The sequence below is a fragment of the Paucihalobacter sp. genome (assembly GCF_036825875.1).
Classification (GTDB): domain Bacteria; phylum Bacteroidota; class Bacteroidia; order Flavobacteriales; family Flavobacteriaceae; genus Paucihalobacter.
Map to the genome: position 1 here is coordinate 7977 of NZ_DAISXK010000050.1, position 12254 is coordinate 20230.

13 protein-coding genes are annotated in these 12254 nt (G+C 35.2%); 6 read left to right on the forward strand and 7 right to left on the reverse strand.

The window, feature by feature from the left end; genetic code table 11:
* The 3 genes from V7Z48_RS11820 to V7Z48_RS11830 form a co-directional block, all read left to right on the forward strand.
* Positions 1–305, forward strand: a 305-nt coding sequence (locus V7Z48_RS11820; RefSeq protein WP_334113716.1) for a T9SS type A sorting domain-containing protein, incomplete at its 5' end; no start/stop codon positions are given.
* A 150-nt stretch (positions 306–455) separates the two neighbouring features.
* A complete protein-coding gene (locus V7Z48_RS11825; protein WP_334113718.1) occupies positions 456–2231 on the forward strand; it encodes a helix-turn-helix transcriptional regulator in 1776 nt (591 codons plus the stop codon).
* A 205-nt stretch (positions 2232–2436) separates the two neighbouring features.
* Positions 2437–2961, forward strand: a complete 525-nt coding sequence (locus V7Z48_RS11830; protein ID WP_334113720.1) for a hypothetical protein — start codon at positions 2437–2439, stop codon at positions 2959–2961.
* Positions 2962–3056: 95 nt separating this feature from the next.
* Here V7Z48_RS11830 and V7Z48_RS11835 read toward each other — a convergent pair whose 3' ends face one another.
* Both V7Z48_RS11835 and V7Z48_RS11840 read right to left on the reverse strand, forming a co-directional pair.
* The gene (locus V7Z48_RS11835) at positions 3057–3491 is read right to left on the reverse strand and encodes a DUF4174 domain-containing protein (protein WP_334113722.1); all 435 of its coding nucleotides are present in this window, start codon (positions 3489–3491) and stop codon (positions 3057–3059) included.
* 4 nt (positions 3492–3495) lie between these two features.
* Complete coding sequence (locus tag V7Z48_RS11840) at positions 3496–3921, reverse strand: hypothetical protein (protein WP_334113724.1); 426 nt, start codon at positions 3919–3921, stop codon at positions 3496–3498.
* A gap of 370 nt (positions 3922–4291) precedes the next feature.
* Between V7Z48_RS11840 and V7Z48_RS11845 the strand changes: the two genes are divergently transcribed.
* The gene (locus V7Z48_RS11845; RefSeq protein ID WP_334113725.1) at positions 4292–5614 is read left to right on the forward strand and encodes a metal-dependent hydrolase family protein; all 1323 of its coding nucleotides are present in this window, start codon (positions 4292–4294) and stop codon (positions 5612–5614) included.
* A 145-nt stretch (positions 5615–5759) separates the two neighbouring features.
* The gene (locus V7Z48_RS11850) at positions 5760–6770 is read left to right on the forward strand and encodes an endonuclease/exonuclease/phosphatase family protein (RefSeq protein ID WP_334113726.1); all 1011 of its coding nucleotides are present in this window, start codon (positions 5760–5762) and stop codon (positions 6768–6770) included.
* A gap of 20 nt (positions 6771–6790) precedes the next feature.
* On the opposite strand, the gene V7Z48_RS11855 is transcribed toward V7Z48_RS11850, so the two are convergent.
* A complete protein-coding gene (locus V7Z48_RS11855; RefSeq protein WP_334113727.1) occupies positions 6791–7357 on the reverse strand; it encodes a hypothetical protein in 567 nt (188 codons plus the stop codon).
* Between the two features lie 216 nt (positions 7358–7573).
* Here V7Z48_RS11855 and V7Z48_RS11860 point away from each other — a divergent pair, with 216 nt between their 5' ends.
* Positions 7574–8167 carry a hypothetical protein gene (locus V7Z48_RS11860; protein WP_334113728.1) on the forward strand — a complete coding sequence of 198 codons (594 nt, stop codon included), beginning with the start codon at positions 7574–7576 and terminating at the stop codon, positions 8165–8167.
* 317 nt (positions 8168–8484) lie between these two features.
* On the opposite strand, the gene V7Z48_RS11865 is transcribed toward V7Z48_RS11860, so the two are convergent.
* The 4 genes from V7Z48_RS11865 to V7Z48_RS11880 form a co-directional block, all read right to left on the reverse strand.
* Entirely contained in the window at positions 8485–9066 is a 582-nt protein-coding gene (locus V7Z48_RS11865; RefSeq protein ID WP_334113730.1) for a DUF4251 domain-containing protein, read from the reverse strand.
* Between the two features lie 149 nt (positions 9067–9215).
* On the reverse strand, positions 9216–9599 hold the full coding sequence (locus V7Z48_RS11870) for a hypothetical protein (protein WP_334113731.1): 384 nt from the start codon (positions 9597–9599) through the stop codon (positions 9216–9218).
* A 19-nt stretch (positions 9600–9618) separates the two neighbouring features.
* A complete protein-coding gene (locus V7Z48_RS11875; protein WP_334113732.1) occupies positions 9619–11745 on the reverse strand; it encodes an elongation factor G in 2127 nt (708 codons plus the stop codon).
* 216 nt (positions 11746–11961) lie between these two features.
* A partial coding sequence (locus V7Z48_RS11880; RefSeq protein ID WP_334113733.1) for a T9SS type A sorting domain-containing protein occupies positions 11962–12254 on the reverse strand: 293 nt, incomplete at its 5' end.

Below are 12254 nucleotides of genomic sequence, written 5' to 3' on the forward strand. Positions count from 1 at the left end.
CCTTTACCAATGCCATGCCAGCCAACATTCCTCCAGGAGCATTAAGCACTGATGAATTTTTTACCGCGAATACGACTATTAGCTATCAGAAAACTTCTAATTCAATTCAAATAGATACCAATCAGAATAATGCAATCCAACATGTAGATGTTTACAATTTACTTGGCCAACATTTAATTTCAAAGGTTATTAATAATCAGAAAAGCACTCAAATTTCATTACATGGAATTAAGGCAAGTAGTTTACTTATCGTTAGTGTTAAATCCAATCAAAAAACTTTTACAAGGAAATTGTTGATTCATTAGCTTATAAACTATACATAAAAATCATAAAACATCCTCTTTTGAGGATTTTTTTGGGTCTAATCGTCATTATAATATTTGAAATTAATCTAGAATCATCAACGCATAAGCAGCTCAATAGTATAAGATTATTATAGCTATATTTACAACTTCATGGATTTTGCTATTGTGCCACCACTATTTTTAAAAATACTTCAACGCATTTTATACTGTCTCGTGCTTGTAAATACTTTACAATCGCAGATGTCGAGCGAAGCAGCCTTACAACAATATTACGAATTAACTGAAGCAATGGAGCAATCCTTTCCAGAGGATAGTTTTGAAACGTATGACCGAAAATCCTTTACAGCACCGCAATTAGAGAGGTATTTATCACAGCTATTCCAGCGTTTAGAATTACTGCCCTTTATTGATGGACATCACGAGCTTAAAATGAATAGTTTCCTACATTCGGGTAATTGGTTTATGGAAATGAATCTCCCTAAAGAATCCATCAAAGCTTACAAGCTTTTTTTTGATTATTATGAGAAAAATCAAAATAAACTAACAAAGAATCAGCAACAAGAACTAACAGAAGCACGATTGTTTGCTTATAGTATGACCGCCAGAAACTATGAAAAGCTATACCATTTAGATAGTGCTGCCGCTGTACATAGACATAATATTAAAAAAACAGAACACACAAATATCGTCATGTACCCATCGGCTATTAATAACTATGGACTCTATTTTTATTGGACAAAGAAAGATTTAGATTCCGCGTTAATACAATTTCACAAAGCTTTCAATATTACAAAATCACAATTCCCTGAACATCATTTATTAGGAAGCATTCGGGATAATATAGCTGATGTATATATGGATCAAAAGAAATATATGAAGGCTAAACCTTTATACAAAATGAATGTAGATTTTTATACCCATTCACGTGATCGATCTATGCAATACAACTTAGATACAGCACGATTGGTGAGTGCAGTTGCGCAATATATGGATGTGTCTTTGAAGCTAAATGATTTTTCGGAAGCGGAATGGGCCTTTCAAAAAATGATACTTATAGAAAGCGATAGCACTTATCAACTAAATAAAAAACCATCAGCTAAATTAGAGTTTTTAAAAGGTAAAGAAGCATATTATCGCAGTCAACAAAACTATAGTAAAGCCTACCAAACCTTAAGTCAAGCGGAGACCTTATCCGATAGCATCTTTAATTTAACTTCTGAAATCAATCAACAATGGCAATCTGTGTTAAATACACTCGCAATAGATAGAGTGAAATTAAACTTTAGAATAGACCAAGTTGAAAAGGAAAGCAAAATTAAAAGCCAGCGTACCAAGCTTTGGATTTCGTCGCTTGTTTCCTCCATTGTGGTAATTGTGCTCCTATCACTATATCTTAGAAGACAACAATACCTAGTGAATGTCAAAAATAAACAGTTAATTTTAGAACAGTCTCTAGAAGTCAAAGAATTAAAAAACAAACAGCTTAACGATGAGGTAGCGGCCAAGAAACGCGATTTATCTGATTTTGCAATTAATTTGAATCAAAATCAAGAATGGGCAAGGCTATTGGCTGACAAATTTGCACAACTCAAAGAAACTACCGGTCGTGCACGGAAAAATCAAATTGATGAGTTTGAACAAGAATTAAAAAATAAAATTAATTTTGACAAAGGCACTCTGGCATTCTATGAGCGTTTAGATAAGTTGAGTGCAGGCTTTTATAAGCAGTTAAAAGCCGCCTATCCAAAACTTACCAAAACCGATATTAGATTGTGCTCTTTAATCCGGTTAAAAATAGACAGCCACGAGATTGCTACCCTTCAAAACATCTCGTTGGCATCGTTAAATACGAGTCGCTACCGACTTAGAAGCAAGTTTAATTTATCTTCCGACGAAAACTTAGATAGTTTCATTCAAAGTTTGTAAACGTTATATTTTATTGTTTGTCAATAGATTGCAAAAGTATTTTTTGTCTTGTCTATTATTTGTCTATGGTCCAAATTAGGATTTATGTATTGTATATAGCTACATTCGTAGTGAGGTCAAAACAACCGTTACCCTCATGAAAAAACTATTAACAATAATCGCAAATATTAAAAACATTTTATTAATCAACACAAACACATGTATTATGAAAACAGCACTTCTAGGTTTATTATTTTTAGGTTTTACCAGCCTAAGTTTTTCTCAGAACGATCTTGCGATGGTTCAATACTCGAACACATCAACTAAAACTTATAAAACAGAAAAGCCAATCGCCATTTATAGCACCATTATGAGTGAAGCTATTGTTTCTGAAAGAATTCATAAATTACAAAAGTTAGTTAGTAATTACGATATTAAATCGCAGTCTATCTACACGGCTAACAGACCTTCAACCTACCAAGTTAATTTTAGAGAAGGTAAAAATAAAATAACAGCAATTTATGATCATAACGGGCAGGTAATAGAAAGTAATGAAACCTTTAAAGATGTTAGATTACCGTATATTATAAGTTCAGAACTTGCTAAAACATATCCAGGCTGGGAATTTAGTAAAGTTCAATGTCAAATAAATTACACCAACCAAAATACCGACGTGATTTATAAAGTAGTTTTAAAAATGAACCGTCAAAAGAAAACCGTGATGCTGAATGCCTCAGACTATCTGATGTAATCCAACGGCTGTAATGCAATTATCTTTACAAACAGACAGGCAAAATTTTAGGGAAGTTTTGTCTGTCTTTCTTTTTTAGGATAAGGTCGTTGCTTTTAATTTTTCTGACGCATTTCAGATTGCCGCATTGGCATTGCGTCAATGGTTTCTAACAATTTTTCAGAAGTTAAGAACTGCTCAGCATATAACTTCTGACCACCATCTAAGCCAAACAATACAATTTCGAGTGACTTCCTTCTATCCGCATACACGTCATACCATTTTTTATTAGATATCCATTGGGATTGCTTGTCTAGTCCTTGCTTAAAACTATCACGTTTTATTTGATAAACGATTAGTTTACGCTCATTTAAGGCAGTTAAATTACTAGTTAATTCTTCAATTTGATTTTCAACGGACTTTGTGTTTGTTTCATTACTTATAACAAGCAGCACACGCTGTTTCCATTGGTGTTTTAAGTGCGGTTCTTCTTGAAATGGTATTGCTTGCACAAACGGAATAATTAAGACAAAAATAAACTTAACGGACATATCTTTATTCAGGTTGTTGATTCGATTTGATAGCTAATCTTGCACCTAAAACCGCCATTGGGATGTAGGCAAATACCACATCAACTAATATAAACCAAGTTGGTGCCGGTAACATAAAAGCACTAGAAATGCCTCCCAATAAAAAGAATAAGCCAATAATCATTGCCATATTAAAATGGTATTTAGCAGCTATTTTTGCCGCTAAAAATGCACCTACTAATGTTCCAATAGCATGCGCTAAAAACGGCATAATAAAATGCTTAGGTTTAAATAGATACATATTGTTAACTAAACTATCTATTTGAGCTGGATCGACGCCTGCGGGTGGTGGGATTATGGATCCGCTAACCATAATTATTCCCATGTTAAAACCAGAGCCGACCACCAATCCGATGATGACGGCTATTACATTTCTTAAGGTTGGATTCATAGTATGATGATTCAAGTTATTTGATAAAATTACGAAAAAAACAAATGGTTATAAAACCGCTCATTTAAATGCTACGTAAGTAGGAGTGAAGCTGAGCATAATAGTTATAATGACAAAAAGAGGTGTTTAACTTGCCTTAAATATTATTTCATTAAACTAAATTGTTTTGCCTAGGGAAATTATTGCTAAGATGACTCTGAGAACAAAGCGACGCTCCAATTTGGGCGTCGTTTTTTATTTATTAGAATTGACAATTTTAGGAAGCTATTTTTTTAGAAATTTAAAACATTAATGTTTAAATTTAAAGTCGTAAAATACGAGATGCCAGACCATCGTCAAATTAACAGTCAATTATCAAACCTTTTTATCCATGAAAACTTTTAAGTTCAGTATTATTGCCATAATGTGTTTTTTTATGGGGCAAGCCCAGCAAAGTATTTTAATTAATAACGTCGAAATCTTTAACGGTCTAGACCAGCAAACCATGATAGGGAATGTATTGGTGGTGGATTCTAAAATTAGTAGAATTTCAACTAAACCTATTCCGACCAATAAAAGTGCGAATGTAACTATTATTGATGGGCAGGGTAAGTTTTTAATGCCAGGATTGATAGACGTACATTATCATGCCATGTTTGCCAGTTTATCGCAAATTGCATTACTGACCTCAGATATTGGTTTTGTAAATATTGCAGCCTCAAAAAACATTGAAAATTTATTGATGAACGGATACACCAGCATTCGCGATTTGGGTGGTCCAGTATTTGGCTTAAAACAAGCCATAGACCGAGGTGTGGTTGTTGGCCCAAGAATTTGGCCATCAGGGGCTTTTATTTCTCAAACGGGTGGCCATGGCGACTTTAGACTACCTACTGAAATCCCAGCCGATCCAACAAAAGGCTTAACTTATGCCGAACGTATCAATGCCGCAGCTATAGCCGATAATCCCGATGCTGTTCGCGTTAAGGCAAGAGAACAGCTGATGTTGGGTGCAAGTCAAATTAAGCTTATGGCCGGCGGCGGCGTTTCATCTATGTACGATCCATTAGATGTAACACAATACACCGAAGCCGAAATTAAAGCTGCTGTAGAAGCTGCCGAAAACTGGGGAACTTATGTGACGGTTCATGCTTACACGCCACGCGCTATTCAACAATCGATTAGGGCAGGAGTGAAGTGTATTGATCACGGCCAAATGATAGATGAAGAAACCGTTAAAATGATGGTTGAATATGAGGTGGCTTGGAGCCTGCAACCATTTGTAGATGAAGGTGATAAACGTGTATTAACACCCGAAAGTCGTGCCAAACAATTGGAAATGTACCAAGGCACCGATACGGCATTTGAATTGGCAAAAAAATATAAGATCAAACTAGGCTATGGTACGGATGTGTTGTTTGATGGTAAAAAAGCCGCACAGCCGGCCGAACAATTGCTTAAGATGAAACGTTGGTTTAGCAATTATGAAATTTTAAAAATGGTCACTTCCAATAACGCCGATATTTTGGCCATGTCAGGAAAACGAAGTCCTTATACGGGTAGGCTAGGGGTGATAGAAGAAGGCGCCTTGGCAGATTTAATACTTATTGACGGCAATCCTTTGAAAAATTTAGAAGTTTTTAAAAATGCTAAAGAAACACTAGTATTGATTATGAAAAATGGGAAACTGGTGAAAAACAACCTAAACCTATAAAAAAATCGATGACTGTTATGTTTAATTAATAAATTTTATTGTAAATTAAAACTGATAAACCGTCAGCTTTCCCATTATCTTTGCGAGCAATACATAATTTATGCTTTACACGGTATTAATCATTTTAGAATTTATATTGTTCGCGATGGCATTTCTCACTTTACTGAACATTAAGCATTGGTCGGTGCGTGGGTTTGATTTTCCGATTGTTCAATTATTGGTGCTCAGTGTTACGGTGTCTGTGGTGTCGGTTATTTTTGAAAACTATCAAACCAATATCGCCATCATTGGCTTATTATTGGTGAATATTGCTATTGTTTATCATTTGATGCGCGTGATTCCTTATACCAAAATCTATCCGAAGGAAGTGCAAAACAATACCAATAATAATCGTAAAAACACACTCAACATTATGTCTTTTAATGTGTTGATGACTAATAATCAATATGATCGTTTATTGCAGTTGGTTAAAGAGAATAATCCAGACATATTACTCTTATTAGAAACCGACACTAACTGGGAAACGGCTATGAAAGACTTGGATGCTGAATACAAGCATCAAGTTAAAATTCCGAAAGACAACCTTTACGGGATGCATTTTTATTCGAAATTGCCTTTGGAGACAAACGAAGTAAATTATATCGTTAATAAAGATATTCCATCTATAAGTGTCAAAATTAGCTTGGCATCTGGACAAAAGGTACAGCTGTATGGTTTACATCCTATGCCGCCAAGTCCAACCGAATCTTCTGATACTACTAATAGGGATGCGGTATTATTAATTGTTGGCAAAGAAGCTGCAAAATCAGAAATTCCAGTGGTGGTGTTTGGCGATTTAAACGATGTGGCTTGGTCGCGAAGTACACGGCTGTTTAAAAAGATCAGCGGCTTGTTGGATCCGCGGGTTGGTCGTGGGCATTACAATACCTTTCACGCCGATTATTTTTTGTTTCGTTGGCCTTTAGATCATTTATTTCACAGTAAGCATTTTAAATTGAATGATATCAAGGTATTGCCACATGCCGGATCAGATCACTTTCCTATTTATGTAAGTCTGCAGTTTCACAGTGAGAACAACAAACAACAAGAATCTTTAGAATGTGATTCGGACGATGAAGAAGAAGCCGAGAAAAACATTAATGAGGCTTTTGAATAATGAGGACTTTTTTAATCAGACTACAATCGATCTAAAATCTTTAGCGCCTGATCATACTGTTGTAATAATGACTCTTCTTGAAAGATAACATCGGTCATGGTCATGCCTAAAAAAGAGGCAATTTTTTTGATGTTAGCAGCCTCAGAGTTTGAGAAATCAAAAATTAATAGTCCGGTTGTAAGTGTTTTTCCAAAATCATTATAATAGTCCTGTTGGTTATACAGTTCGTTGATTGTTTGGATTTGATCCAAGGATAATTCGTTTACTACACCTGTTTGTAAGCCAGTTACAAATGCACTCTGCACTAATGGAAAAACCCTTGTACCTTGAAAAAATGCGGGTTTTAGGTTGTCTTTTGCGTGAATTGAAACATAGATGCTGCTATCGCGAAGCATGCGGTGGTAGTTTGCCACGCTTTCAATTTTTTGCTTATTCAGAAGCATTTCGGCAGTAAGATTTTCAAGGTATTTATTGGTATCGGTGTTGCGTTTATTGGCTTCCGCCCAATTTGAGACGAAAAAACCGAGATACACACCGATGGCTACAGGAATGATTTGAAATAGGATTTCTTTGATGTGACGTTTCATAATCAGATGAATTGGTTGGTTTAAAATTACAAATTTGTTGGTTTTCTTGCGCAATAATTTTCGATGCTTGTCATAATTGTATCAAAAATCTGTTCCTTTCACCGAAATATTTTGCAGGTTTTTTCAGTTTATCCTAATTTTTTATACGTTGGTATTTTTTTTTATCGGTTTTTACATAAAATCTAGACATTTGAATAACCCCAAATGCTCAAGATTATGAAAACATTAATTTCCTTAATTTGTTGCTCTCTAGTTTTAAGTGCCACGCACTTGGTAAATGCTCAAGAAGTATCAAACGCTTCATTTATTTACCAGGCTTCGCAAGATTTAAGCAATACCGACACCATTCCAGGCTTTGAATCGAAGACCAACAAGTTAAAAATTTCAGGAATTGTTTACGACAGCGATGGTATAACACCAGCGAGTAACATTATTATAAGTATAGAACAAGCTGATGAACGCGGCGATTTTGACGTACGTGAAGTGAATGGCGAACGCTATTTACACAACAGAGGTTTTATCAAAACCGATGCAGATGGTGCATATACCTTTTATACCTATATCCCAGGCAATGACCGACGATTTAATATGTTGCAACAATTATTTGTGAAAGTTAAGGAGCCCAACGACCCACCTTATGAAATTGCTTCCATTCTTTTTGATGAAGACCCGTTATTGACTAAGCTGTGTCGTAAGCGCATTGCTAAAAAAGGTGACCCAAGCCGTATTTTAAAACCAACTTTGGTGGATGGCGTTTTTGTGGCTCAGAAGGATATTGTGTTGCCTTCGGTGGTGGATGCTTTGAATTAAGATACATTGAATTAAACTTCAGAATTTATTTTAGTTTTCGACATAGTTTGCATGTACGTTTTCAACATACGTATGTATTGATAATTATTTTAAAAACCATGATAAATTTCCATTTGATAAATAGTTTGTTTTTTTAATTTGTCTCGTGGGCAATTCAAATCACAATTTGCTTGACATAATTATAGATATCTATCACTATGTGGCTAGATATCTATAATTATGTCAAATACCGCTAAAACACGCTATTACGCAAATTGTAATAAATGCACTATAATTTATATTATGTAAAATAGAAATATTTTAGCATTTAAGTAGTTTTATTCTTTAGCTTCCCTGTCTTCTGTATTTAAAGTCTTCAAATTACCCGAAAACTGTATACTGCTCCGTGTGCTTGATTGTACACTCATAAAGCTTGTATTGCTTGGAAACAATGTAATATTTATATCGTAACGCTCGTTACCTCGGTATTCGTCTTTAATTTTAAAACTAATATCTACCAAATGTTTAGCGTCACTCATAGTAACTTTATAATCCTCTGGAACGTCATTAAACGAAATTCCATGGTTATTTCTAGCAGGATTACCACCTGAAAACTGTTCTCCATAAAACGGTAAATATCCTTTAATTGTGTCGCCTTTAATCCTTAAACTATTTGCCGTACCTATAATACTTATACGTGACGACGTGTTGCCTGGCGGTAATAAATTAGAATTGAGTACTTGTGCAAGTGCATTACCCATCATCGGCATGGCTGTATGTGCTACAATTTCAAAATTTTTAGAAGCTACCAAATTCTGTAAATTTTCGTACACTTTCTGTTCTTGTTCAGTATAGGTTTTAATACTGCTGCTGCAGCCTGAAAGCAGAACGAATGTTATTATGTAAACGGCATATTTCATAATCTTAAATTACATTATTAATGGCGAATATTTGTAATTCTACCTGCTAAATATTTCCTAAAGTTGAGGTATGCGCTGTATTCAGGTTTTTTGAAGACTAAAAAAAAGACCACCTGTTACGGTGATCTTTTTAATTTGGTTGGTTACCCTTATGAATTTAGTAATAGAAAATCCATAATTTCTTCTTTTAATTCATAATGTAAATGTATATAATTACGCATATCTTCACGCAAGGCATACTGATCATCAAATATTTGACTGTTGGTGTCGTTTTCATAAACCTTCCGGTTGATGCCAGCCAAGATATTTCTGCAGCGGTGTTTGAGTTTGGCAATAGCATCTTGTTCAATTAAAATACGGTTTTGAAAACCATCCAGATTTTTTAAGGCTATTACTTCTAAATCTTGTCTATTATTTATTTCATCTAGTTTTTCTTGGAAGGTATCCATTTCGTCAAGATGAAATCTCAATTCTCGTTTCCAAGTGTCGATATTAAACTTTAAGTCGCTTAAATACATTACTTTGGTCTCCATAATTTTATATTTTTAGTGGTTAAACTTCTAGTGTTTCGGTCTTGAATTCGTTAATTAATTGTTGTTGTATATGTGCTGGCACGGGTTCATAGCCTTTAAATGAGGTTACAAAAGTACCGCGGCCTTGGGTCGCACTTCGGAGTTGTGTTGAAAAGTTATCGAGTTCAGCTTTTGGAATTTGTCCTTTAATTAACTGATAATTTCCTTCGTTAGTGATGCCTTGAATCATCGCCCGCTTGGTTTGTAACTCGGTCATCACGCTGCCGGTCATGCTTTCGGGTATTTTAACCAAAATATCGTTTACGGGTTCCATTAATTTTGGACTCGCATTTAAAAAGGCTTCTTTAAAGGCATGGGCACCAGCTATTTTAAAGGAGATATCATTGCTGTCTACCGCATGCATTTTTCCATCATAAACCATAACGCGAACATCACGGATGTAAGATTTGGTTAATGGTCCGTTTTCCATCACTTCTAAAATGCCCTTCATTACGGATGGTAAATATCGGGTATCTATCACGCCTCCAACGATACAATTATAGAAGATTAATTTTCCACCCCAGAGTAAATCAATATCCTCTTTGCCTCTAATATTGAATCCATCTGGTTCGTCCATACCTTCTATCCATGGCTCAATTTTAAGATGCACTTGTCCGAATTGTCCAGAGCCACCCGATTGTTTTTTATGACGGTAATTAGCGTTGGCACTGCGCTGTATAGTCTCACGATAGGATATTTTAGGCGATTCGAAACGGGCTTTTACACTATAAATGTTCTCAAGCATCCACTCGATTGATGATAAATGCAATTCGCCTTGACAACCTATTATAGATTGGTGGGTTTCGTTATTGAAATTTAAAGTAAGTGTTAAATCTTGTGTTTGAATGCGTTTTAATGCTTCGTTTAACTTTTCTTCTTCCGAATTACTCACTGCAAATACCGCTTTTTCAACACGGGATTGTGGAAATTTCATGGGTTTGATAGTCGGGCTCGTGGCTTGTGCGCCTAGAGTATCATTGGCTTCGGTAAATTTTAATTTGGTAGTAGCACCAATATCACCTGCTGTGAGTTTTTGAACCGCATGTTTTAATTTGCCGTCCATGATAAAGAGTTGGTTGAGGATTTCTTGTTCACCTGTTCTGGTATTGAATAACTTATCATTTACCTGTACTTCGCCAGACATTACCTTAAAAAATGATAACACACCCAAATTTGGCTGATAAATAGATTTATAAATAAATAAGGAGGTTTCATTTTCTGGATTTGCGGTAAGCGCTACTCCTTCTACAGTTGATTCTGGTTTTAAATCGCTGGGCGATGGCGCCACATGGTCAATAAATCCCATTAAGCGTCCCGTACCCATGTCGTTTAAAGCGGATACGCAAAATACGGGAAATAAGTCGTGGTTTAGCATGCCAAGTTTGATTCCTTTTAGTAATTCTGCTTCGCTTAAATTCCCTTTTTCGAAATATAATTCCATAAGTTCTTCATCGTTTTCAGCGGCTTTTTCAACTAATAGGTTATGAAGTTCATTCGCTTTATCTATTTCATTTTTTGGAATGGGCAGTTTTTCGGGCTTGCCACCGTTAAGACCAAATTTGTAACATTTCATCTTGAGTACATCAATAATGCATTGTGCGCCATCTATCACTAACGGATACTGAATCATCACCGCATTGTTGCCAACCAGTTGGTGCAGACTTTTATAGGCCATTTCAAAATTGGCCTTTTCATGATCTATTTTATTAATAACGAAGACCGTTGGTTTGTTATAGCGGTTGGCGTAATTCCAGATGATTTCGGTGCCCACATCTACGCCGTGCTTTGCGTTGATCACCATTGCCAAGGTCTCTGCCACACGAACGGAAGGAATTATTTCACCAATAAAATCATCCATTCCAGGTGTATCGATTAAGTTAATTTTGTAATTGCGCCATTCGGTATGCAAAGGAGTTGCAAAAACAGAAGCACCGCGTTGGTGCTCTAATTCGTGATAGTCTGAAATGGTATTGTTTTGCTCAGTGCTGCCTCTTCGGCTAATTAATCCGGCTTCGAACAACATGGTTTCGGCCAATGTTGTTTTGCCAGAGTGATGCGCCCCTACCAAGGCGACATTTTTAATGTGTTTATTGTCAAATACTTTCATATATATAATGTTAGATGGTGACTATTTATTTAAAATGATTGTTTAAAGTTACTAAGCACTACCCTATTAAAATATGACGATTGTTAGGTTTTAAGATAAAAAAACAGCCTCGGTTTTTGAGGCTGTTTTAATAGTAAGCTCAGGTATATGTAACCTAATATTTAAGTAGAATGCAACAAACAATATTTGTGACTATTTTACACTCAGAACTTAAGTTTATTTTTTAATGATTAATTTTTTAAACCTATTTGATAACTCACTTTCACCTTTGATATAATAAACACCGTCAGCCAAATTTTTAACATTGATTACATTTAGAATGTTAGATTGTACCTTAAATTTTTGCACTATTTGACCTATTTGGTTAATAATCATAAAAGATCCTTCAAAATCTGTGTTTATGTATAATAAATCATTAGCTGGATTAGGATACATTAAAAAATGCGACGTGTTTTCAATATCGTCTATCGATAAACCTTCCACAGTTACACAAGCAGATTCAACAATAC